This window comes from Acinetobacter lwoffii, from assembly GCF_024129115.1.
GTDB lineage: Bacteria > Pseudomonadota > Gammaproteobacteria > Pseudomonadales > Moraxellaceae > Acinetobacter > Acinetobacter lwoffii_T.
Map to the genome: position 1 here is coordinate 42,660 of NZ_JAMXXO010000018.1, position 26,190 is coordinate 68,849.

General features: G+C 42.5%; 25 protein-coding genes and 1 rRNA gene. 13 read left to right on the forward strand and 13 right to left on the reverse strand.

What is annotated here, in order from left to right:
- Positions 1-245: 245 nt before the first annotated feature.
- From NI470_RS12385 to NI470_RS12395, 3 genes are read right to left on the reverse strand one after another with little or no spacing between them, the layout of a single operon-like run.
- The gene (locus tag NI470_RS12385) at positions 246-1,691 is read right to left on the reverse strand and encodes an NAD(P)(+) transhydrogenase (Re/Si-specific) subunit beta (RefSeq protein WP_253148525.1); all 1,446 of its coding nucleotides are present in this window, start codon (positions 1,689-1,691) and stop codon (positions 246-248) included.
- A 3-nt stretch (positions 1,692-1,694) separates the two neighbouring features.
- Positions 1,695-2,018 carry a proton-translocating transhydrogenase family protein gene (locus NI470_RS12390; protein WP_004281642.1) on the reverse strand — a complete coding sequence of 108 codons (324 nt, stop codon included), beginning with the start codon at positions 2,016-2,018 and terminating at the stop codon, positions 1,695-1,697.
- An 11-nt stretch (positions 2,019-2,029) separates the two neighbouring features.
- A complete protein-coding gene (locus NI470_RS12395; protein ID WP_004645141.1) occupies positions 2,030-3,157 on the reverse strand; it encodes a Re/Si-specific NAD(P)(+) transhydrogenase subunit alpha in 1,128 nt (375 codons plus the stop codon).
- A gap of 985 nt (positions 3,158-4,142) precedes the next feature.
- On the opposite strand from NI470_RS12395, the gene NI470_RS12400 reads away from it, so the two are divergent.
- A complete protein-coding gene (locus NI470_RS12400) occupies positions 4,143-5,330 on the forward strand; it encodes an MFS transporter (protein ID WP_253148524.1) in 1,188 nt (395 codons plus the stop codon).
- Between the two features lie 16 nt (positions 5,331-5,346).
- On the opposite strand, the gene NI470_RS12405 is transcribed toward NI470_RS12400, so the two are convergent.
- Entirely contained in the window at positions 5,347-5,991 is a 645-nt protein-coding gene (locus NI470_RS12405; protein ID WP_005248075.1) for a hypothetical protein, read from the reverse strand.
- 274 nt (positions 5,992-6,265) lie between these two features.
- Between NI470_RS12405 and dusA the strand changes: the two genes are divergently transcribed.
- On the forward strand, positions 6,266-7,291 hold the full coding sequence (dusA, locus tag NI470_RS12410) for a tRNA dihydrouridine(20/20a) synthase DusA (RefSeq protein ID WP_396469862.1): 1,026 nt from the start codon (positions 6,266-6,268) through the stop codon (positions 7,289-7,291).
- Positions 7,292-7,341: 50 nt separating this feature from the next.
- Here the strand turns inward: dusA and NI470_RS12415 are convergent, their stop codons facing one another.
- Both NI470_RS12415 and coaBC read right to left on the reverse strand, forming a co-directional pair.
- The gene (locus NI470_RS12415; RefSeq protein ID WP_253148523.1) at positions 7,342-7,854 is read right to left on the reverse strand and encodes a hypothetical protein; all 513 of its coding nucleotides are present in this window, start codon (positions 7,852-7,854) and stop codon (positions 7,342-7,344) included.
- A gap of 229 nt (positions 7,855-8,083) precedes the next feature.
- Positions 8,084-9,358 (reverse strand): bifunctional phosphopantothenoylcysteine decarboxylase/phosphopantothenate--cysteine ligase CoaBC, encoded by a 1,275-nt coding sequence (coaBC, locus tag NI470_RS12420; RefSeq protein WP_191112593.1) that lies wholly within the window; start codon positions 9,356-9,358, stop codon positions 8,084-8,086.
- A 113-nt stretch (positions 9,359-9,471) separates the two neighbouring features.
- Here coaBC and radC point away from each other — a divergent pair, with 113 nt between their 5' ends.
- Positions 9,472-10,173, forward strand: a complete 702-nt coding sequence (gene radC / locus NI470_RS12425) for a RadC family protein (protein ID WP_005248144.1) — start codon at positions 9,472-9,474, stop codon at positions 10,171-10,173.
- 65 nt (positions 10,174-10,238) lie between these two features.
- Positions 10,239-11,150 carry a bestrophin family protein gene (locus NI470_RS12430; RefSeq protein ID WP_004733710.1) on the forward strand — a complete coding sequence of 304 codons (912 nt, stop codon included), beginning with the start codon at positions 10,239-10,241 and terminating at the stop codon, positions 11,148-11,150.
- An 83-nt stretch (positions 11,151-11,233) separates the two neighbouring features.
- Here NI470_RS12430 and NI470_RS12435 read toward each other — a convergent pair whose 3' ends face one another.
- The gene (locus tag NI470_RS12435) at positions 11,234-12,085 is read right to left on the reverse strand and encodes a PHP domain-containing protein (protein ID WP_253148522.1); all 852 of its coding nucleotides are present in this window, start codon (positions 12,083-12,085) and stop codon (positions 11,234-11,236) included.
- Positions 12,086-12,129: 44 nt separating this feature from the next.
- Here NI470_RS12435 and NI470_RS12440 point away from each other — a divergent pair, with 44 nt between their 5' ends.
- From NI470_RS12440 to mnmC, 4 genes are read left to right on the forward strand one after another with little or no spacing between them, the layout of a single operon-like run.
- Positions 12,130-12,741, forward strand: a complete 612-nt coding sequence (locus NI470_RS12440; RefSeq protein ID WP_004733705.1) for a septation protein IspZ — start codon at positions 12,130-12,132, stop codon at positions 12,739-12,741.
- Between the two features lie 28 nt (positions 12,742-12,769).
- Positions 12,770-13,072, forward strand: a complete 303-nt coding sequence (locus NI470_RS12445) for a YciI family protein (protein WP_253148521.1) — start codon at positions 12,770-12,772, stop codon at positions 13,070-13,072.
- A 5-nt stretch (positions 13,073-13,077) separates the two neighbouring features.
- Positions 13,078-13,587 carry an SH3 domain-containing protein gene (locus tag NI470_RS12450; RefSeq protein WP_005101791.1) on the forward strand — a complete coding sequence of 170 codons (510 nt, stop codon included), beginning with the start codon at positions 13,078-13,080 and terminating at the stop codon, positions 13,585-13,587.
- A gap of 39 nt (positions 13,588-13,626) precedes the next feature.
- Positions 13,627-15,525 carry a bifunctional tRNA (5-methylaminomethyl-2-thiouridine)(34)-methyltransferase MnmC2/FAD-dependent 5-carboxymethylaminomethyl-2-thiouridine(34) oxidoreductase MnmC1 gene (gene mnmC / locus NI470_RS12455; protein WP_253148520.1) on the forward strand — a complete coding sequence of 633 codons (1,899 nt, stop codon included), beginning with the start codon at positions 13,627-13,629 and terminating at the stop codon, positions 15,523-15,525.
- A gap of 174 nt (positions 15,526-15,699) precedes the next feature.
- On the opposite strand, the gene NI470_RS12460 is transcribed toward mnmC, so the two are convergent.
- On the reverse strand, positions 15,700-16,014 hold the full coding sequence (locus tag NI470_RS12460) for a rhodanese-like domain-containing protein (RefSeq protein ID WP_005101788.1): 315 nt from the start codon (positions 16,012-16,014) through the stop codon (positions 15,700-15,702).
- Between the two features lie 91 nt (positions 16,015-16,105).
- Between NI470_RS12460 and NI470_RS12465 the strand changes: the two genes are divergently transcribed.
- Together NI470_RS12465 and NI470_RS12470 are read left to right on the forward strand one after the other, a co-directional pair.
- Positions 16,106-16,594 carry a YajQ family cyclic di-GMP-binding protein gene (locus NI470_RS12465; RefSeq protein WP_004281601.1) on the forward strand — a complete coding sequence of 163 codons (489 nt, stop codon included), beginning with the start codon at positions 16,106-16,108 and terminating at the stop codon, positions 16,592-16,594.
- A gap of 25 nt (positions 16,595-16,619) precedes the next feature.
- Positions 16,620-17,123 (forward strand): DUF4442 domain-containing protein, encoded by a 504-nt coding sequence (locus NI470_RS12470; protein ID WP_180181188.1) that lies wholly within the window; start codon positions 16,620-16,622, stop codon positions 17,121-17,123.
- Positions 17,124-17,180: 57 nt separating this feature from the next.
- On the opposite strand, the gene NI470_RS12475 is transcribed toward NI470_RS12470, so the two are convergent.
- From NI470_RS12475 to NI470_RS12485, 3 genes are all read right to left on the reverse strand, one after another.
- Positions 17,181-17,552, reverse strand: a complete 372-nt coding sequence (locus NI470_RS12475; RefSeq protein WP_218955192.1) for an acyl-CoA thioesterase — start codon at positions 17,550-17,552, stop codon at positions 17,181-17,183.
- A gap of 74 nt (positions 17,553-17,626) precedes the next feature.
- Entirely contained in the window at positions 17,627-18,058 is a 432-nt protein-coding gene (trxC, locus tag NI470_RS12480) for a thioredoxin TrxC (protein WP_253148519.1), read from the reverse strand.
- Positions 18,059-18,955 carry an alpha/beta hydrolase gene (locus NI470_RS12485; RefSeq protein WP_253148518.1) on the reverse strand — a complete coding sequence of 299 codons (897 nt, stop codon included), beginning with the start codon at positions 18,953-18,955 and terminating at the stop codon, positions 18,059-18,061.
- A gap of 125 nt (positions 18,956-19,080) precedes the next feature.
- Between NI470_RS12485 and NI470_RS12490 the strand changes: the two genes are divergently transcribed.
- Both NI470_RS12490 and NI470_RS12495 read left to right on the forward strand, forming a co-directional pair.
- Positions 19,081-19,416, forward strand: coding sequence for a protein tyrosine phosphatase family protein (locus NI470_RS12490; RefSeq protein WP_004281596.1), 336 nt, complete (start codon positions 19,081-19,083; stop codon positions 19,414-19,416).
- The gene (locus tag NI470_RS12495; protein ID WP_253148517.1) at positions 19,409-19,831 is read left to right on the forward strand and encodes a protein tyrosine phosphatase family protein; all 423 of its coding nucleotides are present in this window, start codon (positions 19,409-19,411) and stop codon (positions 19,829-19,831) included. Before NI470_RS12490 ends, NI470_RS12495 begins: the two co-directional genes overlap by 8 nt.
- Positions 19,832-19,985: 154 nt before the next feature.
- Here the strand turns inward: NI470_RS12495 and NI470_RS12500 are convergent, their stop codons facing one another.
- The gene (locus tag NI470_RS12500; protein WP_253148516.1) at positions 19,986-24,392 is read right to left on the reverse strand and encodes an Ig-like domain-containing protein; all 4,407 of its coding nucleotides are present in this window, start codon (positions 24,390-24,392) and stop codon (positions 19,986-19,988) included.
- 171 nt (positions 24,393-24,563) lie between these two features.
- Here NI470_RS12500 and NI470_RS12505 point away from each other — a divergent pair, with 171 nt between their 5' ends.
- Positions 24,564-25,955 carry a dihydrolipoyl dehydrogenase gene (locus NI470_RS12505; protein WP_253148515.1) on the forward strand — a complete coding sequence of 464 codons (1,392 nt, stop codon included), beginning with the start codon at positions 24,564-24,566 and terminating at the stop codon, positions 25,953-25,955.
- A 152-nt stretch (positions 25,956-26,107) separates the two neighbouring features.
- Here NI470_RS12505 and rrf read toward each other — a convergent pair.
- Positions 26,108-26,190, reverse strand: a 5S ribosomal RNA gene (gene rrf / locus NI470_RS12510); the annotation flags it as partial.

The window sequence follows — 26,190 nt, forward strand, 5'->3', positions numbered from 1 at the left end:
TGTGTAGGTCGCTTTTTTATTGCCTGTTCATCTAACTTTATAAGCATTAATACAACTCAATCTGTTCGCTATTTTTCTTTAATTTTCATCTTGTCTTATGCACCGATTTGATTGGTATTTTAGGATCAATTCATCATAAACATAGACGTTCGATGACCACTCAATCATCCTTTTTCCAAGATATAAAATAAAAAATCCCCCTTTATTAAAGGGGGACTTAGGGGGAATTCTAATGATTTAGATGATTAGTGACCTGTACCATTAATGGCTTTAGTCATATCTTCCACCACTTTCTTGGCATCACCAAAGATCATCATGGTCTTGTCATTATAGAACAAGTCATTGTCGAGACCCGCATAACCGGTTGCCATAGAACGCTTGATCACCATAATCGTACGTGCCTTATGGGCTTCCAGAATTGGCATACCATAAATTGGCGATGTTGGATCATCTTTCGCCGCAGGGTTCACAACGTCGTTCGCACCAATCACTAGCACCACATCTGTTGCCGGGAAGTCCGAGTTGATCTCATCCATTTCCAGGATGTCTTCATACGGTACGTCCGCTTCAGCAAGTAGTACGTTCATATGACCTGGCATACGACCTGCTACAGGATGAATCGCAAAACGAACCGTTACGCCCTGCTCTTTTAGCAAGTTAGCCAATTCTTTTACCGCATTTTGGGCACGGCCTTGCGCCATACCATAACCCGGTACAATCACTACGCTGTCTGCATTTGACATCAGGAAGCCTGCGTCATCTGCCGAACCTGAACGGTGATTACGTTGAACCTGTTCACCTGCTCCTGCTATCGGCGCAGCTGCACCGCCCATCGCACCACCAAACAAAACGTTGATGATGGAACGGTTCATCGCTTTACACATGATGTAAGAAAGAATCGCACCTGAAGAACCCACCAGTGAACCTGCAACAATCAGCATGTTGTTTTCTAGGGTAAAACCAATACCAGCTGCTGCCCAACCCGAGAATGAGTTGAGTAGCGATACCACCACTGGCATATCACCACCACCGACTGGTGCAATCCATACCCAGCCAAATGCCAGCGCAAGACCTGTCATCGCCCAGAACGATGTCATATTGCCAGTCAGGAAGAAGTGAACCCCAAAACCTAACATTGCAATAAAGATGATTGCCTGAACTGGTTTCACCCACACACCTGAAATGGTTTTCGCCCATTTCTTTGCAGCCAGTTTGCCGTAAGCAAAGACTGATGCTGTAAAAGTAATCGCACCTACGAAACAACCCACAAACAGTTCAAATAAATGAATACGGCTCATTTCATGGAAATTGACACCATTGGCAGCCAATAAGTCTGGACCAAGTTCGATCAGTTTGTTGTTGTGAATAATAGCAGCGACAGCAATCAAGACCGCAGCCAGACCCACCAATGAGTGCATTAGCGCCACAGTTTCAGGCATCTGGGTCATTGGAACTGTGCGTGCACGGGCGATACCCACAATTGCACCCAGCACCATTGCACCAATAATCATCCAGACCACTGGATTCTCAGCCACAAAGAAGGTAGTCACGACCGCAATGGCCATCGCGATCATTCCGTAACGGTTACCGGCAATCGCAGTTTTAGGACCTGATAAACCACGTAGCGTCAGGATAAAAAGAACGGCACCAATCAGGTAGAACCAATCCGCATATTCTCGAATCATTTCCATGGATTAACCCTCTTTTTTCTTTTGCTTAGGTTTAAACATTTCCAGCATACGTGCAGTCACTGCAAAGCCACCAAAAATATTGATACTGGCCAGGAACACCGCAATTGCACCAAGCACGCTCACCACGTTAATGGTCTGGAAATCCACGCTACCTTCAACGCCAATCACCGGCAGGCCAACGGTCTGAATCATCGCACCGACAATAATGATCGATGACAAGGCATTGGTCACTGCCATCAACGGCGTATGCAATGCTGGTGTTACACCCCACACCACGTAGTAACCTACGAAAATGGCAAGGACAAAAATCGTAATTGTTTCAACCATGAGTCTTCTCCTTAACCACGTTTCAGCAGCACTTGGCCGCCATGAGTGACAAGTAGGGCTTTTTGAATTTCTTCTTCTTGATTCAGGACAAAATTCTTATCTGCATCAAATAATGTTTCCACGAAGTTAAATACGTTACGAGCGTATAAAGCAGAGGCTTCAGTCGATACCGTCGATGGAATATTTGGAATGCCGAGAATTTTGACGCCGTTGTCGGTATGCACGGTTTCGCCACATTTTGAACCTTCGACGTTGCCGCCAGATTCTACTGCCATGTCCAGAATCACTGAACCCGGTTTCATTTTCGCAACTGTTTCAGCACGGATTAAACGTGGTGCATCACGACCCGGTAAAAGCGCTGTGGTAATCACGATGTCAGCATTCGATACCGCTTTATCAACAATTGCAGCCTGATCGCGAATGTATTCTTCACCCGGCATCCAGCCATAACCATTTTTAGCAGCATCAGCCGCTTTTTGCTGCTCTTCAGCAGACATCGGTACGTCTAACCATTTACCACCTAAAGATTCAACCTGATCTTTGGCAGTTGGACGCAGGTCCGTGGCTTCAACGATGGCACCTAAACGTTTTGCAGTGGCAATCGCTTGCAGACCCGCTACGCCGACACCCATGATCACGACACGAGCCGGTTTAACCGTACCCGCAGCAGTCATCAGCATCGGGAACATGCGCTGGTATTCAGCCGCAGCCAAAAGCACCGACTTGTAACCTGCAAGGTTGGCTTGAGAAGACAAGACATCCATGTTCTGCGCACGAGACAAGGTTCGTGGCAAAAGTTCCAATGCAAATGCAGACACGTTTTGTGCCGCGAATTGGTCAAGCTCAGTATTACGGTAAGGATCAAACATTGCCACGATAGTGGTGTTCGGGTTGAGTTTTTGAATTTCCTCACCTTTCGGTGCACGAACTTTTAAAATCAACTGACTGCCGGTATAGGCATCATCCGTAATTTTGGCACCAACTTGTTCATAGGCACTATCGATATAGGCAGCTTTAACCCCTGCACCACGTTCGATAATCACGCTATGTCCTGCGCTGATCAATTTCTTTACTGTCTCTGGCGTCGCAGCGACGCGATTTTCACCGACAACAGTTTCGGCTGGAATTCCGATCTGCATGAGCGTTCCTCAAGCTAATTTTTCTTAAGTAAACATCGTGTAAAACGATGCTTCCCCTCAGGATGTGTTCTTGTTGAATTTTTGGATTCTAATCAAACTGTTTGAAATTACCACCTACTATTTATTTAATAAATACCTATATTTTGAACTGATGATTCATAAAAATGATGCTGCAATAGCACATTTATTTAATTCAACGGCTATTCATATTCGATGCTTTTATAAACGATATTCATTCCGCTGAATGAAATATTCAGATTTTACTGGTGTAAATAAGCGCAGATTTCTGATTTATTTTGTTACATTGATGATTCTGACAATGATTGCTGTATTTCTTGATTCAGAAGCAGACTTTCAATTTCTCTAGTCCCTATATACAGCGGCACTTTAGCTGCGCCGTTTTTTTTAGTTTTGACTTTTCTGACAGATTGGGCACTTAAGCAAAGGCACTGGTTTTAGATGTTAAAATCTTATTTTATGAAATGATAGAATTTGTTTTAAGCATATCTTTATCAGACAGAATTGATACATCTGACAAAAAATAATCGCTAAAATTTTATAAGACTCAGGTCTCAAACAGTCAGATAAAGGGTAGAAAAAAAGCTGGAGGACTATTTATTATATTAATGTACTGAACTTGATTCAAAATGGAAAATCCCATTTCCGCACCAAATTTGCGCAACAAAATAGAGTAAATATTCCACTTTTTTGGCCTTGGTACTCCTTTTTTATTGTTTCTACCTCGAGCTGCGCTTTAATGAAGCAACCCCATTATTAAAAGATAAAAAATTCTGCAAACATTCACTCATATTTTCTATTTAAAATTGCACTTCTTTCTTTAAGCTGCCTGAGTTCTGACAATTTTCAATGCTGGCAATATTTCTCTACTTTTAAAGCGGGAACTTCTGGCCTATAGTGCCCTCAATTTGAACATTATTCTCATTTCCCATTTAAATTCTTCCGGTCTGAATACAAGGTTAGCCCTATGCACACGCCTCTCGATATTAGTCAAAATAAGCCCTTATTATGGCTGATGGCGATTGCATGCGGTTTATGTGCTGGCGCGAACTATTATTGCCAGCCGTTGATTTCATCGATTCAGCAGTATTATCAGGTACCGGAATCACAAGTGGCGCTCACAGTCACTTTTGCTCAAATCTCTTATGCCTTGGGCCTGCTGTTTATTGTGCCTTTAGGGGACATGCTGAATAAAACCAAACTGATCCCTTTCCTCATGCTGGGTGCAGCAGCAGGCTTATTTATTTGTGCCAGTGCGGTAAATCTGCCGATGCTCTGGGTCGGCACTATCATTGCCGGACTGTTTTCCGTGGCTGCACAGATTCTGATTCCCTTGGCCACCATGGCGGTCAAACCGGAAAAAACCGGAGAAGTGGTGGGCTTCCTGATGAGTGGCTTGCTGGTTGGCATTCTACTCTCGACCAGTATTGCCGGATTATTTTCCGACCTGTTTCACTGGAAAATGATTTATATCGTCAGTGGCATAAGCATGCTGGCTTTAAATTTTTATTTGAAAGGAAAACTACCGAGCCTGCCACGTCTGAGAATTAGCTATGCAGCAATTTTTAAATCTATGGGGATATTACTCAAGCAGGAACCACGTCTGGTATTGCGTTCACTTACTGGCGCCTGTGCTTTTGCTGCCATGAGTATGTTGTTCTCCACCATCGCTCTGCTGTTGACGCAGGAACCTTTTCAGCTTTCTGATGTCATGGTGGGACTGGTCACGCTGGTCGGTGTATTTGGCGCACTTTCTACGCAGTTCATTGGTAAATGGGCCGATCGTGGCCATATCAAAACACTGAGCTGGATCGGCTGTTCTATCCTGATGGGAAGCTGGCTGTTTTTATATTTTGGTGCAGTGTCTTTGCTGAGTTATATTTTGGGTTATGGGCTGATAAATCTTGGGCTCGCGATTACGCACAGCTGTAACCAGAACGTAATTTTCCGCCTGCGCCCGGATGCCAAATCACGGGTCAATTCACTCTATATGACCTTGTATTTTATTGGTGGTGCATGTGGTTCAGCCTTAGGGGTTTATGCCTGGCATCACGGTGGCTGGAGCATGACCTGTCTGGCAGGACTCGGGCTAGCTCTGTGTGCCACTCTATTCGCCCTGCTGGATCAATGGTATCAGGCCAGAACAACTGCATAAGTATTTTTAACTCTATTTAGCTGACTTGCGCCGCCGGATAATAAGGCTTATTCAGATCAAGAGTTTGTGAGTTTTCCAATAAAATACAGATAAAAACCGGTAATAAAGCTGCCAGAATCCGGCAGCTCTCCTCTAATGATTTATAATTCAGCGAGCTGTGATACGTGGCGCCACCCTGCATTATCTGATGGTGCAAGGTAGATAAACGCTGAAATATTCCAGCTAAAATTTCAACAGAATTTCGTTCTTTTAAAGCATTCTCTATATTCTGTTTCTGTGTTTCCAAGTCAACCTGACAGCTTTCCAGGCTAATTTTCTGATGACGATAATCCCAAAAGCTTTGTTCCACATAGGGATTGGCCAAGAGTGAGCAGATCGGCTGGCTGTATTTTTCCCAAAGAATATGATTAATTTTCTGATCCAGATCCTTTTGGCAGAGTGTTTCCAAAAACTGCTGCAGCTTGCTTTGATCTTGAACTAGATCACTCTCATCTGCATAAATCGCCTGAAAGCTGATCCACAGGCTGATAAACTTAAAATCCAGATCCTGATCCAGATCTAGCGATTTTTTAAACCAGCCTAAGCCCCGATGAATTCTTAAATTAAAATGTGCCGAATTTTGTGCTTTATGGCTTTTATAAATTTCCTCCAATAACAACATGATTATTCTCCTTATTTCTAAAATTTTTATCTTCATCTTTCTCCTATCAAAATATACCATTCCAACCTGACTGGGAATTCCAATTTTATTTCTTGTTTCATTCCCTGGATTTACCGGGCTAGCTCAAGTTCGCCGGGTGGTTTTTCTGATTTTATGCTAGTATTACGCCCTCTTTTTGCGACGTCAGCCGATCCAGTTTAAGCCAAAAACCAATAGCTGAGTGATCGCATGAATTGCTTCTTCTTTCTTCCATTTCGTTAAGGCGTGATTTTGAATGACTGATCTGACCACCATTGAAAATAAACTTCAACCACGAATCAGTGTTGCGCCAATGATGGATTGGACCACCAAAGATTATCGTTTCTTTGCACGTCTGTTTAACCCGAATGTGATTATGTACACTGAAATGGTCACCACAGGTGCGATCATTTATGGTGATGCCAAACGTCATTTGGACTTTAATGCGGAAGAGCAGCCAATCGTTTTGCAACTCGGCGGCTCGAATCCAAAAGATCTGGCAATCTGTACCAAGATGGCGCAGGACTGGGGCTATAACGAAGTCAATTTAAATGTAGGTTGCCCAAGTGACCGGGTACAAAATAATAAAATTGGTGCCTGTCTGATGGCGGAGCCTGATCTAGTCGCAGAATGTATTGCTGAAATGCGTCATGCGGTGGATATTCCAGTGACCGTAAAACACCGGATCGGAATTGATGATATGCAATCTTATGAAGAGATGCTGCATTTTGTCGATACCGTGGCCAAAACCGGCTGCAATAATTTTATCGTGCATGCGCGGATTGCCTTATTAAAAGGTCTATCACCTAAAGAAAACCGCGACGTGCCACCCCTACGTTATGAAGATGTCTACCGTTTAAAACAGGATCGTCCTGATCTGCTCATCGAGATCAACGGCGGAATTAAAACCTATGCCGAAACGCTGGAACATCTCAAACATGTGGATGGCGTGATGATTGGCCGCGAAGCCTATCATAATCCTTACTTACTGGCTGAACTGGGCCAGTTATGGAATCTGGATGCACCAGACCGTTTTGACATTATGCAACAGATGCTGCCTTATATTGCCCAGCGCATGGCAGAAGGTGCACCTTTATCCATTATTACCCGTCATATTTTAGGACTGTTCCAGAATTTGCCGGGTGCACGTAAATGGCGTCAGGCTTTAAGCGGTGGTAATGCCAAAACCTTGAAAGATGTAGAGACTGCACTTTTTAATATTCAGGAAGCGATGCAGCGTACCGAAGATTATGTACGTGAACATCAACAAGTTGAGTCCTAAACACAAAAAGCACCAATGATCGGTACTTTTTTATAGCGATTGCGCATGAGTTATTGCGTATACGCCGTGATATTGCCGACCGGAATTGGCTCTTCCTGATAAGAAACATCTTGTAATGCGGGTTCAGCCACTGGTGTAATCAGAGAGCCGGAGACATTCTGGTTCGGTTCATCTACAGGTTCTAGATCATCCAAGGCTGAGGCCAGTTGCTGTAATTCTCGATCCAGTTGCTGACGATATTTTTCAATTTCAATTTCATCAATAAAAGCAAAGGTATCATCTTCAATCGACCAACTATACCCGCCATCTACCTTAAAGACTTTTACATGAATGGGATATTCTTCACCCTGATAATTCAGATGAGAAATGGCCTGAAACTCATTCCCCTGACGCTGGACAATTTTGACCTTTTTCACAGTAAAACGATAGTGTTGATAATCTCGATTGGAATTAAATTCACGTTGCATCTGCGTTTGAATATTTCTGGCCAGTTCATCCATCGAGACAAAATAACTGCATCCAGCCAGACAGGCGACCATCCATAACATCATGATTTTTTTCATAGCGCCCCTCTTTTTTTCTTTCCACTTCCTGCTTATAGCTGATATACGCAGTATTTTTATCTTTGCTTATTCTGTGATCCATTTTATGCTTTTTTGCAAAAACAATAAACAAACGGCGCTTCGATTAAGACTAAATATTTATGGTTTCTATAGTTTTTTTGAATTAATGATAAAAAATCAGCCATAAAAAAACCCTGATGGATTCAGGGTTTTTTCGATACAGATCGTTTTAAAAATCATCATCACTGGATGGATCACGATGTAAGGCATCATGAATGGCTTCGATCAACTGCTGGGCAATTTCCTGCTTGGAGGCTTTTTCCAGATCACGTTTGTCCAGCTGATAATGCTCGGCAAAGAATACTGTCATGGCATTTTCATCCGAAGCAAATCCGATATCCGTACGTGAAACATCATTGCAGGCAATCATATCCAGCTTTTTCGCGACCAGCTTTCCGGCAGCATATTCTTCAATATTGCGGGTTTCTGCAGCAAAGCCGACCATAAATGGACGTTTTTCCTGCTGGGCAATGGTGGCGACAATATCCGGATTTTTCACTAAAGCGACATTCAACTCATCTCCGGCTTTCTTGATTTTATGTTCGGCAACCTGTGCCACACGATAATCGGCTACCGCAGCGGTCGCAATAAAGATATCGCAACCGTTTTCCAGCATTTGCATGCTTTCATTCAGCATTTGTACAGCAGAAGAAACATTCTTACGTTTCACACCATTTGGGGTGTCCAGACTGACCGGCCCTGCGATCAGGGTGACATTTGCTCCTGCTGCATAACAGGCTGCAGCCAGTGCAAAGCCCATTTTCCCGGTACTGTGATTGGAAATATAGCGCACCGGATCAATCGCTTCGCGGGTCGGGCCTGCGGTAATCGTGACTTGTTTACCCGCAAGCAGGCCAAATTTTTCCGCAATCGCACGTTGAGCTTTATGAAAATATTCAGTCACCTGATGCGCTAAATCTTCCGGCTCAGGCATCCGGCCCAAACCTACATCACCACAAGCCTGTGATCCCGCGTCCGGCATGATCACATGCACACCATCTTCGATCAGTGTCGCAAGATTGCGCTGCGTTGCTTTGGCTGCCCACATTTGCTGGTTCATGGCAGGCGCCACCCAGACGGGTGCTTTCGTCGCCAGATATAAAGTACTTAAGAGATCATCAGCCAGACCTGCGGCAAACTTTGCCAAGGTGTCACAGCTGGCCGGTGCTACCAGCAACAGATCTGCCCAACGTGCCAGCTCGATATGGCCCATGCCGGCTTCTGCTTCAGTATCCAGCAATTCGGTATGTACGGGATTGCCCGATAAGGCTTGAAAGGTTAAAGGTGTAATAAAAGCCTGTGCACCGTGAGTCATGACAACCCGCACATCAAATCCGGCATCTTTCAGACGGCGGACCAGAATTGCACTTTTATAGGCAGCAATACCGCCAGTGACGGCCAAAATGATATTTTTATGAGGAATTACACTTAGATCAAAGCTCACGAACAGATTACCTTGCTGTTGCAGTGGGGCTCACAATAGCATTAAATAATCGCATCCCCAAGAGATCAGCTTGCGGGAAAACTGATAATTCATAATAAATAAGTCTAATAACTATGCAATTTTCTATTAAAAACTGGCCGGAACAAGAACGGCCGCGAGAACGCTTAATTCAATATGGCGCAGAAAGTCTGTCCGATGCCGAGCTACTGGCTATTTTTCTACGCTCCGGTTCCCAGCAACATTCGGCAGTTGATCTGGCGCGTTTGCTGATTCAGCATTTTGGTCATTTGACTGCGTTGCTCGATGCACCTTTACAGGAGGTCAGCCAGTTTCATGGCATGGGCATCAGTAAATATACTCAACTGATGGCCGTCAAGGAACTCGGACGGCGTTACATAGCCGAGCACCTGAAACAGGATGCACTGGAACTCACCAATTCCAAACGGCTGAGAGATTACTTACGTTTTGAACTGCTCGGTGAAACTCAAGAAGTGTTTGCCGTGCTGTGTCTGGATGCCAGTCTAAGAAAAATTGCCTTTAAAAAACTGTTTTATGGCTCCATCAATGCATGTGATATTTCCATTAATCAATTGTTGCGTTATGCCATTAGCCAACAGGCTACTTCCATTGTGATTGCACATAATCATCCACTGGGCCGGCCCTCTCCATCCAAGGCTGACCTGGCATTGACCCGTCAGATTCAACAAGCCTGCCAGCTGGTAGATATTCATCTGATTGACCATTGTATTATCGCTTTGGAGGGCAGTTTTTCCTTTGCTGAGCAGCAACTCATCAAACCAGAAATGCAGTATTGAATAGCACTTGACAAAGCAGGCACAACTCCACAAGATCATGAAAAAAATTGTGATGATTCCAATAAATGATCGTACGTGACCAGCCAACTGTTTTTAAACTGCTGTTTTCCTGGCGAGGGACGATTTTACCTAAAGTTTTGCCACCTTTGGGCGTGGTAATGCTGATGTCAGCTATCATTGGTGGCTTGTCACATATTGGCTATTTTCATTTTCCAGAATTACCCCTGGTCGGATTTACCCTGATTGGAGTGGTACTGTCTATTTTTCTTGGTTTTAAAAATACCGCCTGTTATGACCGCTGGTGGGAAGCGCGCAAACTTTGGGGAATTCTAATTGCCAATTCACGTCATTTTGACCGTGATTGCAGGATGCTGTCCCAAGGTCGCCGTGAGCGTGTGATTCAGCATGTGATTGTCTTTGCCAATGTACTCCGCGATCGCCTACGCCATCAAACAGCCAATCCGACTGAACTGGTTGAAACCAGCGGCATGAGCCAGCAGGCGGTGACCCAACTCTATCAGCAGGCCAATGCGCCGCAATATACCTTAAGCCTGATTCAATGGGAGTTAATGCAGGCGCTTAAAGAAGGTGAAATCTCCGATATCATCTATATGCAGATGAATAATCATGTGGCGGAACTAAGTATTGTCCAGACTGGTTGTGACCGGATTGCGACGACGCCTTTGCCTTTTGCCTATTCGGTCTTGCTCAATCGTACCGTCTATTTTTTCTGTTTTATTTTACCTTTTAGTTTAGGTTCAACGCTTGGTCTGTTTACGCCTTTACTGGTTGGAATTTTGGCCTATACCTTTTTAGGACTGGATGCACTAAGTTCAGAAATTGAGGAGCCTTTCGGCACCCAGAGTAATGACTTGCCACTCGACTCTATGGTACGTACGATTGAAATTGAACTGTTAGGGACTTTAGGTAAACCAACGCCACCACCGATTCAGGCTCAAGATCATAATTTGCTATAATTTATAATTCCTTTCTCACCCTTTGCTATTAGTAGTGAATATAAATATCCTCTCAAATGAAAAAGATCGAGGTAAAGGAATGACTAAACAAAACTCTCCCAAATCCCGATCTGACCCGGTTTAAGGCTCGGGACATTGCCCAGTTTAATCCAGGGCATATGATCGCCATGAAAATCACTGCCAATCGAAACTTTCAGATCATATTCAGCAATCATTCGATCCACCATCTGCCGGGTGGAACTTGGCTCAATGGCTGGTGGCAACTCGACGGCATCTCCACCGAACTTGGCAAAAATCTCGATCAGATAACGGATATTGGTCGCAGATAAATCATAACGGGTCGGATGTGCCAGCACGGCAAAGCCACCGCTGTCATGTATGACCTGAATGGTTTCTTCCAGACCCAGACCATCAAATTTGACATAGGCTTTCTTGCCTTCCTTGATGTATTTATCAAAAGCCTGTTGCGGACGCGTCACAATCCCCTTTTCTACCAGCGTTTTGGCAATATGGGTGCGTGTCACCCGATCAGGGATATTGTCGACTTTGGCCAGTACATCTGCATAAATATCCTCACCAATTAAAGGAGCCAGCAGATCACAAATCTGTTTAGAGCGTTCAGCCCGGATTTTCTTTTGCTGATTGAGGGCTTTTTGTAAAGGCTCAGGATTTTGCATATTTAGGGCGACGATATGCACGCCATAGTTTTTTTTGGTGGCAGGACGTGACCACTGGCTGGATATTTCCACCCCCGAAATGATCTTAATCTCATGATTTTTAGCGGCTTCCTCAGCCAATGCCAAACCGTCCATGGTGTCATGATCCGTCAGAGCCAAAGTATGGACGAGTTTTTCCACAGCCGCTTCGACCAATTGCTGAGGACTGAAAGTTCCATCAGAAATATTACTATGTGTATGTAAATCTACGCCGTGCATCTCTATACTATGACATTTATTCGATCAGATTTAGATACTCTAACATGAAAGCACTTTTAGACTTTGTGCCACTCATTATTTTCTTTTATTTATATAAAACTGTAGACCCAAAAGACACTGACCATCAATTGCTGCAATTGATCGGTTCTGCGGGGGGTGTCGACAATAATAATATTCTTGTTGCAACCACAGGTCTGATTATTTCCATGCTGGTCGTCTATGGTGCGTTATTTGTCATGCAAAAATTCCGTCTGGACAAGCAGCAATGGATTGTCTTGTTTATGACGGTGATTTTTGGTGGCATCACCCTGATCCTCAGTGATGATTTTTATATCCGTCTGAAAGCCGTGTTATTGAATCTGGTCTTTGCAGGTGTATTCTTCCTGTCCCCTTGGTTTAGCAAGGATAAAAAGCCTCTGATCCAGCGGTTATTTGGTCCAGTATTCAATCTAAGTGAAAAAGGCTGGTTCAAGCTGAACTATGCTTGGGTTGCCATGTTCGTACTGATGTCATTTCTGCATACCTTTTTCGCCTATTTGTGGATGGATGGAAAATATTGGGGCGAATTTACCGCATTCGGTGACATGATCGTGATGTTTTCCTTTATCATTATTCAGTTTATTGTATTGCGCAAATACTTTAAGACCGCTGAATAAGTCCAACTACAAACGATTGAGAGTCATCATGCCATTATTCGTCGTTAGCTGTACCGATCGGGAAGGTACAGTTGAAAAACGCCTCGCGATTCGTCCACAACATCTTGCACGCCTGGAACAGTTAAATGCTGAAGGCCGCCTGATTGTTGCAGGTGCCATGCCTAAAGATCTAACCAATCCACAGGCCGGTTTTTATGGCAGTACCATTATTGTCGATTTTGACAGTCGTGAAGCGCTGGATACATGGCTACAGGATGAACCTTTCTTAAAAGAAGGTGTGTACGAACACATCGACATCAAACCATTCAATAAAGCATTCCCTCAAGGATAAGGTTCATGCGTGTTGTTACTGCCAGTATCATTGGCCTATGTTTTATGATTTCTCCAGTATGGGCAGTCGAAGTTGCGCCTGCTCCTGTGATTCAGGAAAATCAGACAGCACAACCTCAAGGGACAGCGGCGACTGCCCAAACCCAGTCTACGCCGAAACCTGCCATTATTCCTGCCGTAGCGACTTCTGCCCAGCCAGTGCCACCTGCCGAGAATAAACCTTTAACTGCAGAAGAAATCGCCAAGCTGAAAGCCCAGCAAGAGGCCAAGGTCAAAGCCTTGGTCAAAGATCAGGCCACCCGTTTGCAGCAACTGGAAAAAGCCAATCTGGAAGCACTATCGCAAAATCAGGAATTGCAGCTCAAGAATGACAACCTGGGCGTTCAGGTACAGGTGCTGCAAAGTGAACGCAGTGCGCAGATGTTCCTCTACGGTGCAGCAACATTGGCTGTCGGTGTATTGCTCGGCTTCCTAATTGCGAGCTATGTTTATACCAAACGTCGTCGTCAATGGTAAGCTATAGCCCTTCCCGATATCTTTAAGGTTGTACCCGTTTTGTCGCACGCAATTCAAACTGCCGATCTGGATTGGCAATTGGTGGATGGCATTGATGTGCCTGTGTCCAAGCAATTTGGTGATGTGTATTTTTCCAAAGACAATGGCTTGCTGGAAACCCGGCATGTCTTTTTAAATGGCAATGATCTCACGACGCGTCTGGCAGATTTAAAACCTTTTGAATATTTCTGTGTCGGTGAAACGGGTTTTGGTACTGGTTTAAATATTCTGGCGCTGTGGCAGCTCTGGCAACAGGTGCGTCCGGATAATCACAGTCATCTGCATGCGATTTCAGTTGAAAAATTTCCTCTTTCCAAAGTTGATCTGATTCGGGCCTTAAATGCCTGGCCAGAACTCAAGCCTTTAGCTGATCAACTCATCTCTCAATATCCGATGCCAATTGCCGGCTGTCATCGTCTCAGTTTTCCTAAAGAACGATTCAGTCTGGATCTATGGCTGGGTGATGCACATGATGTTTTCCCGGTGATTGAAAAAACTGCGCCGGTGAACGCCTGGTTCCTGGATGGTTTTGCGCCTTCCTGCAATCCGGACATGTGGGAAGAAAATGTTTTAAATAATATTGTACGTTTATCCGAGATCGGTACCACTTTCGCCTCTTTCAGTGTTGCTGGCGTCTTAAAACGTGGCTTAAAAAATCATGGGATTTCAATTTCCCGCCCACGTGGTTTTAAGCATAAGCGTGAAATGCTGAAAGCGATCTGGAATCCGGCTGAAGAGACTGAAAGTTCATTAATACAAGAAATCACTCAAAAAAAAACTGAGCGAGATACAGAGACCAATATCAGACCTAGCCAAATCGCTGTGATTGGCGCTGGAATCGCCGGTTTAAGTACAGCCTGGGCATTCGCTCAACGTGGTCATCAAGTCACGATTTACGACCAGTCAGCGCCACTCTCAGGAGGTTCTGGCAATCCACTGGCTTTACTCAATCCCAAACTCTGTCCGGTTAAGCAAAGTGCTGAACATCTGATGACATTGGCCTGGCAACATGCCTTAAATCATTACCAAAAATTTAAAGCTTTCCGCCCGATTCAGGTCAATCAGCTTGGCTTAAAAAATCCTGAACAGCTTTTAGGATTGGCAGATGAATATCCTGAAGAAATTCTTGCTGTACAAGATACAGAGTCGCAAGAGCTTCAAACTGCATTTCCAAGTTTAAAATTACTAGAAGCTGGTGCAGTTTCACCTCATCAACTGCGTGAGGAGATTTTGCTGCATCCTCATATTCAATATCAACAGGCCAAAATTAGCCATATTGAAGCGGCTACAAAACCTCAGCTATTTGCTAATGAACAGGATCTAGGTGAATTTGATCATGTCATTGTCTGTACTGCGCGAGAAACAGCACAATTCTTTGCAGATTATCCAGTTTTGAAACCGATTCGCGGACAGGTCAGCTGGGTAAATAATCAAGCCCAGCCTTTAAGTCAAAATATTGCCTATAGTTACGGCGGTTATTGTATGCAACTGGATGCTGAACATCTAATCTTGGGTGCTTCTTTCTATCCAGGTCGCGATGATGCAGAGGTGTTGGCAGAAGATCATGTGCATAACTACGAACTGATTCACAGTGTCTTCCCCGAATATGCACAATCATTAGCTTCTACCGATACCTGGCAAGGTCGTGCATCGGTACGCGCACAAAGTCAGGATTATTTCCCCCTACTGGGTAAAATGAAAGCCGATGAGGAAATATACAGCTTTGCCGGTCTCGGCTCTAAAGGTTTTCTGTTTGCGCCGCTCTGCAGTGAAATTCTGGCAGCCCAGATTCTCGGTGAAGCCTGTCCGGTGCCATCCAGTTTAGTAAAAAAACTCAGTGTGACTCGTTTTCAAAAGAAAGTGAAAATGAAGAAACCGTATTTTAAGCTACAAATTTAATTACTATTTTGAATGAATCCCCCTAAATCCCCCTTTAAAAAAAGGGGGGACTTTTCTCTACTTTTATGAATAAATAGAATAGATGTAGCTCCTCCCTTTAGAAAAGGGAGGTTGGGAGGCATTAAATCTCACCCATTAAAAAAGCGCCTTGCGGCGCTTTTTTTGACAGAATGCTTATACACCCTGTTCAAGCGGTAAGCCTGCATCACGGGCAGCACGAGTACCACCCATCAGAATGACATATTCACGTGAGCTGTCAAAACCCTCTAGTTTTTCCGCAGCACGTGGAGCTTTACTGCCCCCACCACACAAGATGTAAATGGGTTGATCCGCTGACACCTGAGTTAGGCTTTCTGCTGAAAGATCGTTAATGGGCTGATTCACCGCCCCTTTCACGTGTGCTTCAGCAAAAGCACTTGAATCGCGTACATCCCAGATAATTGCATTTTCTGGGAACTCAAATGTTGTAATTTCTTGTTTACGGATCATTGCGCACTCCTTTGATGTAAACAACACTTGGCAAATGAAGAAAACATCCCTAGCATCTCAGATATTCTTTCCCTTTGTAAAGGTCTAAACTATGCCTTCTTTCGATATTGTTTCTGAATTAGAAATTTTTGAAGTAAATCATGCAGTTCAAAACACCCAAAAAGAAATTGCGACCCGCTTTGATTTCCGTGGTCAGGACGTTTCTATTGAACTGAATGAAAAAAACAAGGAAATCAAAATCTCGACTGAAAGCGATTTCCAGTGTGAACAAGTCTATAGCATGCTGGAAAGTCATTTCTTTAAACGCAAAGTCGATATTCAGGCGCTTGATCCACAAAAAATGACGGCTTCTGGCAAAAATGTGATTCAGGTCATCAAGCTTAAAGATGGTCTTGACTCAGATACCGCAAAAAAAATTAATAAAGCCATTAAAGAAAGTGGGATTAAGGCGCAATCTTCTATTCAGGGCGACAAGATTCGTGTGACTGATAAAAAACGCGATACATTGCAGCAAGTAATGGCATTCTTGAAAGAACAGCAATTTGGTTTGCCTTTACAGTTCAATAACTTTAAAGATTAAGACAGCAACGTCTGTAGAAGGAATTATGGCAAAGAACAACCGATTAGCCAGATTAGTCAAAGCCACTGCACGATTACCGCAAGGCATTCGTACTGCTTTGTTAAGTAAAACTTTTGGCCGGGTGGTCCCGATGGTCGGCTCTGCCAAGATTCGTTATGAGGAAATGAGTGCATCCAAAGTGGTAGTAAGTATGGCCAATCATAAAGCCATGCAGAACCATATCGGACAAATCCATGCATGTGCAATGGCCCTGCTGGCAGAAACAGCAACCGGGTTTGTAACCGCAATGAATGTACCGGATAGCGCAGTGGTTTTGATTAAGAGTCTAAAAGTAGACTTTAAACGTCCGACCAAAGGTGCCCTGACGGCAGTTGCTACCTTGACTGCTGAACAGCAACAGCTTATGCAAAGTTCAGACAAGGGTGAAACTCTAGTTCAAGTTGTGGTACGTGACGAATCGGGTGAAGCACCGATTCAATGCGAGATGCTCTGGGCCTGGATTGCCAAAAAGCAATTGAAGCAGACTTGATATCAATACAGACAAAAAAATCCCAGATCATTAATCTGGGATTTTTTATGAGACGAATTATGACTTCTGCTGAGATTCTAGAAACTTCTGTTTTGCTTCTTCTGGAATCGGACGTTTATTGCCCTTCACATCCACTGCCACAAAGGTAAATACCCCTTCAGTCACGCGTACAGGCGGACGTGAGTCGTCATGGCTATCCCATACTTCAATTTCCATCTGGATGGAGGTATTGCCGACTTTTAAAATTTTGGTATAGCAGCTAATCACATCACCGACTTTTACCGGAACCAGGAAGGTCATCTGGTTAATCGAAATCGTGGCACAACGTCCCTTTGAAAATCGTTCTGCGTGAATCGCGCCTGCCAAGTCCATTTGTGAAACGATCCAGCCACCAAAGACATCACCACTCCAGTTGGTATCTGCAGGCATTGCGATCGTCTGTAGGGAAAGAATCCCCTCTGGTCTTACTTGAGAATCTGACACTTTCACTCCAGGCATTTGAATTAGGGTTGGGTATTTAACTGCTGATCAAGCCATTTTTGCAGCTCGCTTGACCGTAATGCACCGCTTATTCTAGCAATTTCGTTGCTTTTATTCATCAACACCAGCGTCGGAATACTGCGAACATTAAATGCCGAACTTAAGCGCGGATTCGCTTCGGTATCAATTTTTGCAAAAACCACATTTGGATATTGTTTCGCGACAGTCGCAAAATGCGGTGCCATCATTTTACAAGGTCCACACCAGTCGGCCCAGAGATCAATCAGGATTGGCAAGTCACTATGCGTGACAAACTGACTGAAATTTTGCTCATTCAACTCAATCGGTGCCAGCGGAATCAAGGCTTGATGACATTGACCACAAGCAGGGTTGGCAGTGAGTTTATCTTCAGGGACACGGTTTTTGGCCAGACATTCCGGACATACAATAATCATCTAGCGCACTCCAATATGTTGATGTAAGAATTCTAATTGGGTCGAAACTGCTTTTTCAAACCATTCCCCATGATAAATATCAAAATGCCGGATATTCCACTCATGATATTGCACAAATGGCGCAATATTGGTCGCAGTTTCCCGACTGGATTCAATGGGAATCAGACTATCTAGTTTTGCCGCAATAAACAGGACTGGAATGTTAATCTTTCTTACTTCCTGAATTGGCCGATAACGCATCAGCTGAAAGAATGCCCGTGCAGGAATGTGACCACTCCAGTAATAATCCGGATTGACAATCGACAGATAGCCTTCATAACTGTCCTGCGTCGGCATAAAACAGAGTTCATGCGGGTCAACCACAGGTAAGGTCTTCGGTGCCATACCGACCTTGGCCCCCATATAATCCTGACTGGAAACTTTAAGCGCCTTGGGGAGTTGCTGTAAAGGATATAGTTGGGCACTTTCAGCCCCATCGACAAAAGGTACCTGTACCATCGCCGCCTGAATATTTTTCAGCTCCGCTGCAAGCGTCAATACATGCCCACCACTTAAGGCCGTACCCCAGAGCACAATCCGTTTACTGTCAATCGATTTGCGTTCCTGAATATGTCTGATCATGGTTCGCCAGTCATCGAGCTGGGCATTAATCGACACCAGTTCACGCGGGCGTCCGGTGCTACCACCCCAATAGCGATAATCAAATAAAACCACCGCATAGCCGGCACTGGCAAAACGCTGGGCATATTGCACCAGTTTAAATTGACGTAAGGCAGCCAGACCATGAGCCATCAAGATCACGGCCGGTTTTTCTATATTTTTAGGCCGATAAAAATCTGCAGCAATCACGTCCTGACCGCTTTTGACATACAGTGGTTCAACTGTATAAGCCTGCATACGCGCTCCATTGCGTTATCTTATGGTTATCATCATTTATAAAAATTTCAGAACAGGTTCAGCATGTTTTCAGCTTAATGCTATCATAAAGCATATCGATATAAATGAAATGATGGAGTGGCGTCATGAGCGAAAATGTAGGTTTTGCTGGTCAAATTGGTCCGGAACACGTAACTCAAGTGGTTGAGAAAGGTTTTAAATCGATTATCAACAACCGTCCGGACATGGAAGGTGGTTCTGAGCAGCCAACCAGTGCACAAATCGAGGAAGCTGCACGTAATGCCGGTCTGGATTATGTATTCCAGCCAGTAGTAGCCGGTCAGATTACTGAGCTTGATGTACGCACTTTTGCCAATCATTATAATGAGTTACCAAAACCGATCTTGATGTTCTGCCGTACTGGAAACCGCTCGAATAATTTATATCAGCTGGCAAAACAGATGGACCTGCTGGATGATTAAGTCGTTCTGGAAAGGTGTGGTACTGGCAACCTATTTTAGCTGTATTACACCTGTTTTTGCTGCAAATGATCTTAGCCGTGCGCTGACCTCTACGGTGAGTGTTACGGGGCAAATGACACCAAGCAAGTTTCAACATTTGATTCAGCAAGGTTTCAAATCTGTGATTGTGAATCGTCCTGATCAGGAAACTGGTAATAATGTTACGGTGAGTCAATTACGCTCTATTGCGGAAAAATCTCAAGTGAGTGTGATTTATCAACCTGTAGTGAGTGGCCAAATTTCCCAAGCCAATATTGAGGAATTTGCGCGATATTATAATGAGCTGCCAAAGCCGATTTTGATGGTCTGCCGTAGTGGTACACGTTCAGCAGCTCTGTTCAATCAGGCAAAAATACAAGGATTGATACATGAATAAAGTGTTATTGGTACTTTGCTTAAGCCTGACGTTTGTCGGCTGTAGTTCGATGAATGTGAAGCCAACTGTAGGTGTGAGTGTCGGAACTGCAATTTAAGTTTTTAAATTTTAGCTCCCATAAAAAAACAGCACCGGAGTGCTGTTTTTTCTTACTTTATTGGCAATTTGAACTTATGCCATATGGACTATTTAGGTTAGGACCATATGTACCATCTGAACTATAATCACTACTTAATGACGCTAAGCCAAGATTATAAGTTGTTCTCGTTGGCAAGCTTGCTACAGTCGATGAAGCGCCGACCTGTATATTTAACCACTGTGCATAAATCTTAGGATAACGAATTGTTAAATCAAATTTCCCTTCTTTATCCGTTGTATAAGTAGCAACTTTATCTTCTCCTTTTCCTAAGAAGCTCACTACTTTTACAGGGACTGTCGTATTCGGATTAACTTCTGTATTTGTCACTGCATTACCACTAGCATTGGCAATACAAGATAATGCAGAGTTCAAAATTAATGGCTTAGTCACATCATTATCAGTGAAATACACTTCATTAGGACCGACCCACATCGCTTCTGGTGCCCCTCCAATCACTGGAGCTAATGCCCAAATGTATTGACCTTTTGTATATGTTGTAGCTATAACAGACATATCTACAGGTTGGTTAGCCAAAGGCTTACCATCAAAATCACTTACTTTAACTGAAAGATTTTTTGTGTAATAAACCCCATCGCTAGAACTTTCAATAGCAGTTGGATTCACACCAATTACAATTGAAGCACGTGGATTTTCATCAGCAACATTATTGATCAGAATACGACCAATTTGCTGTGCATCACGGTAACCTTCTTCTATATAACGTGCTGTTAAATCTAATTCATCTGAATCAAAATTAATTGCCAAATAGTTAGGATTACGAGCACTTTCATCAACTTTCACACGGAATGTTGCTTGACCTGCTTCATTTGTAGTCAAACCAGACGGTCCGACAATCACAACTCCATTTAAGACAAAGTTTTGTAACTCTAAACTCACATATTTATCTGCAACACCACCACCATTACGATCTAACAAAGTCACTGTCACATCAGCCATATCATTTTTAACATTCATAGCAGGCTTAGATGATTCAATTCTCAAATTATACTGCGCTGGCAATGGTTCCGCTGGACTTGCTGGAGTTGGTCTAAACGCATCCAAACGATAAATATTACTTGCAGTTGCGCCATCTTCATTGAGATGTTCAGCAATCAGCTCAATACCGCTGGCAATCAACAAATCACCATCTACCGTTGCCCCATCAATTTCGACAGAGAAGAAAGCATTACCGTTACTATCCGTTAAAACTGTTTGAGGTTCACTTGTATTCGTCGGATGTCCACTACCTTGAGTACCAATAATCAAAGTCGCTGAATTTAGAGCAGAAAGTTTAACTAATTGATTAGAAACTGGTTGACCATCTTTATTATTCAAAGTAACAGTGACAATTGTGCGATCACCTGCAACACTCAAATCATTTTTATCTGGTGAAATAACCAATGAGTTTGTATTTACTGCATTTTTAACCTCAAAAGTTAATTCTGCATTCAGTTTCGTACCATTTGGTTTTGTAATAGATCCTGTAACAATGATATTACCCAATGCTAGTAAAGCATCTTTATCCGCTTTAGATAAATTAGTCGGAATAATCAAATCTACAACAACATTTCCTTCCTTAGAAACAAGTACCGTTTCATTATTCAAGAATACACCCAAATCAGTAACTTCTTTAGGTAAACTCAATTGAACTGGAACACCACCAGTATTTAGACCAATTTCATCTTTTACCGCAACTTGAATTTTTTGAGTTTCACCAAACTCAATATACTTACTTTCAGAAGTTAAACGTAAATTTAGTGCCTCATCAGGTACTGTGACCTGAATGGTACTTGTCTGCTGTAGACGATCGCCATTGTTTAAATTCGTACCAACGACTGCAAAAGTAATCCCTTTTTTAGCTAAATCTGGGTCATATACCCCTTCAGATACAGTAATCGTAAACTCTGCTTCACCTTTACTATTCGTTTGCGCTGGTACATCACTTAATGTCACACGGCTAGAAGTGAGGCTAGATAGTGCAAGTGCAATTGGTGTATTAGGAATAGCTTTACCAGAAGCATCTTTTGCAATTACTTTAACTCGTGTCTCACCACCTAAAACTGAGATCGAATTAGCGTCTACTATATCTAAAGCAACTAAATCTTGGAAAACCACAGCTGGTTGACTAACATCGATTTTTTTAGAAACAGTATAAGCCGAACCATCTTTGCGCTGACCAATTAAACCAACAGTAATACCATTTGTAATCAAGTTAGCGAGTTCAGTCGTATTGTTTGCTTTCACTTTTACAGTGAATACCGCTTTACCATCATCCCTTGTTACAAGTGCAGATGAAGAAACTAGGCTAACACCATTATTTAAGGCTGCATCATTAAAACCAATACCGATTTTTTGACCTGCGTAAACTAAGTTATCAGTTCCTTTAGCATCAACTGTAACATTAAAAGTATATTCTTGACCGACACTGAGCGCTGTACTACCAGGCATTTCTACAACGAAATGATCTAGATCAATCTCAGTATTATCTGTCGGCGCTTTAAAGTTAAGGGTCAGTGTTTGCTGAGCATTTGTATTAGACTCTGATTTAGCCGTAATGCGAATACCATTCGCAAGTAATTCTTTTTGTTTGGTTGAACCATTTGGCTTATATAAATAAGTAAATGTTGCATGACCATCTGCTTGCGTTGGTAAAGATGAACTACCAGATAAACTCAAACCTAATGCTTGTAAATCGCTTATAGCGAGAGTTGGTAATGCAACAGATACTGTTTCACCTTTTAAGGCACTTCCCTTCACACCTACAGCTTTTACTTTGACTTCAATCTTTTGCTCTTGCGTGTAATCAAATGCAGTATTAATTGGGTCAACCATTAGGTATCCCACGGCTTCTTCAGACTTGGTTTCGTCTTCTACAGCAATCTTCACATTTGTACTGATACTATTATCGGTTGTGAACGTCGCTGTAATACCAGCCGCGACCAGAGCATCTACAGCGGCTTGTGTCTTAGCACCTGTGCGTAAAGTATAGCTAACATAACCATCTTTAAATTCTTGCGTTGCAGCTTCATCAAATTTAACAGCATTAGAAACTGCTTCTGCATTTAATGTTAATGTCACTTTACCTTGAGTTGCTGCCTCACCCTTGTTATTAATACCTTTAACGGTAATTTTAACAAGATCATCCTTAGCATTAACTTTATAAGAAGATTGAACTTCTAGACGTTGCAGAGCCAACTCATCTGAAGAGTTGGTATTTTCCGTGATAACCGTAATTGTATCTTGAGCAAAAACTTCCTGATTATTATCAGTATATACTGCTCGGATATTAATCCCTTGTTGGGACAAAGCAATTGGATAGCTTGAATTAGTGGTTACTGTAAATGTTGCATAGCCTTGAGCATCTGTTTCTACTTCAGCTTTATCTAACTTCACACCATAGGCATCACTTAAGTCAGTAAATAATAATTGTACTTTTTTATTTGCCAATGGAATGTCGTTACTATTTTTAGCACGAACTTTAATAACTGATTTACCACCCTGTGCAACTACAGGTTTATCTTCTTTAATAATTTCAAGTTTTTGTACGACTTGAGAGACTTCCTTAAATGTAATCGCACCTTTAACTGTTTTTTGAGCCTTATGCTCATCAACCAAAGTAAATACGAGCTCTCCCGAAGTTGCTGTTAATTGCTTAATTTCATCCGCTGTAAGATCCGTATTTGCTTTGATCGTAAATTCAGCTTGACCTTGTTCATTTGTTGGAACATTCGAACCTGAGATAATAGAAAATTTACCCAACATATTAGAAGGTAAGGACAAAGTAACATCTTGGCCAGCTTTTACACCACCATTCTTATCAGTTACAGTCGCTGCTATTGTAGCTGAACCATTTGGAAGATTTAAAACGATACCTTGCTGAGCCTTAATTTCATATTCACTCTGCATTTGGCTGGTTTTAAAAATATTTAAAGTATGTGTTTGCTGAATCGTTGTACCTGCTACTGTCGTAGTCAGTTGAACCTTTCCATTTTCGTTTGCGATTTTAGGAATATTGAGCTTAAATGTTGCATAACCGCCAGTAGTCGTCGTGACTGTAGAATTTTCACTTGTAACATTTAGTTTTTCAGCATCAGCAATAGAAAGAGTTACGCTCTTGCCTTCGATACCACCTTTGTCTTTATTTAAAATTTGAACAGAAAACTCAACGACTGAACCATCATTTACTTTAGTGATTGGATTACCTTCAGCATCACTAATTGAATCAATTGCAACACTGTCTACAATCTGTGCAGTATTATTTTCAGACGTATTATCCTGTGTATTACCACCTGTACCATCAGATGGAGAATCATTATTGTAATAACCATCGCTCCCCCCCCCCCCACATGCAACCAAAGAAATCGATGTTGCTAAAACTGTTGCATTTACCCCTAGATTTTTTAAACTTATTAAAAAACTCATGATTTGTCCTGCTCGATATAATAATTAAGTCGCCAATAATAAGGCTTCTGGGTTTTACACAAAATTTACTCAAATTAGCAAAAATAAGCAATCTAGTTACATAATTTACACCAGAAACATTGTAAACCATAAATAGGAAATAATTATGTTTTGAGACTTGGTAATCATTCTATGTACGACCTCATTATAATTGGCGCAGGCACTGCAGGAATCAGTGCTTATAATAAAGCCATTAAACACACCCAGAATATTTTAATTATTAATGATGGCCCATGGGATACCACCTGTGCACGTGTGGGCTGTATGCCAAGTAAACTGCTGATCTCATCTGCAAATCGTATGCATGACATTCAATCCGCAAACAACCTCGCTTTACAATATGATGCTGTAGTAGATACTTCTGGTGTCATGCAAGGTATGCATATCCTTAGAGAACGTTTCATTCGCGCAACCTTAAAAGGCGTAGATCAATGGGAAACTTCACATAAAGTTTCTGGGCATGCAAAGTTTATTGATGCGCATACAGTTGAAGTCAATGGACAATCTTATCAGGCCAAAAGCTTTATTGTTGCTGTAGGCTCACGCCCCAATATTGATGAAACTCTAAAGCAAAAATTAAAAGACAAATTCATCACTTCCAATGAAATATTTGAATTTTCCCAATTACCTAAGTCTTTAGCAGTGATCGGGAGTGGCATCATTGCAATTGAATTAGCTCAAGCCATGCAACGCCTGGGTGTACAAACCACAATGTTTGCGCGTAGTCAAAAATTAGGTGCTTTAACTAGCCCAATCTTACAAAAACTGGCGCAAGAGCAATTCAGCAAAGAGCTCAATATCAAATTTAAAACCTTACCAGATGAGATTGAGATCCAAGCTGATAAAATAAAGATTAACTTTACAGAAAATGATCAGACTAAGAGTATTGAAGTTGAATATGTCTTAGGTGCTACAGGTCGGCAAAGCAATATAGATCGTTTAGGTCTAGATCAACTCAATTCAATATTCAAGGACATCAAAAACCTTCCTATCGATAAAAAAACCAAACAACTTGCGAATCTACCTATATTTATAGTCGGTGATGCTGCGCCTGATGCACCCATTCAACATGAAGCCGCGCATGCCGGCAAACAGGTAGTTCATAACTGTGTGAATTATCCGAATGTAAAACCTATTACTGCTTTAACACCATTAGCTATTGTATTTTGTCATCCTGAAATGGCGATTGTCGGAAAAAGCTTTAAGCAACTAGAAGATCAACAAGTCAACTTTATTCGAGGATTCGTCTCTTACGAAAACCAAGGACGTGCGCTAGTCCTAGCGGAAAACACAGGCGGAGTAGAAGTTTATATTGATAAAAACTCAGGTAAATTACTTGGTGCAGAACTCTTCTGTTCACAGGCAGAACATCTGGCCCATTTATTAGCCTGGATGATTGATGCAGATCAAGATATTCACCAGATCCTAAAGAAACCTTTTTATCATCCTACGCTGGAAGAGGGTCTTAGAACTGCCTTTAAACATGCTCGACGTCAGTTTGATGCATTGCAAGAAAAAAGTTAAGCAATCCAATCCTTACTCAAGGTTAATTATCGCTCTAGCTTAATATTGGACACTGTATAAAGTTAACTTTATATGAATACCGAATCGTCAAGACAATTACTCCATGCACAAAAAAACACCCCCTTCTAACGAAGGGGGTGTTTTGAATAATGAGCTGGCGATGACTTACTCTCACATGGGTAACCCCACACTACCATCAGCGCTAAGAGGTTTCACTTCTGAGTTCGGGAAGGGA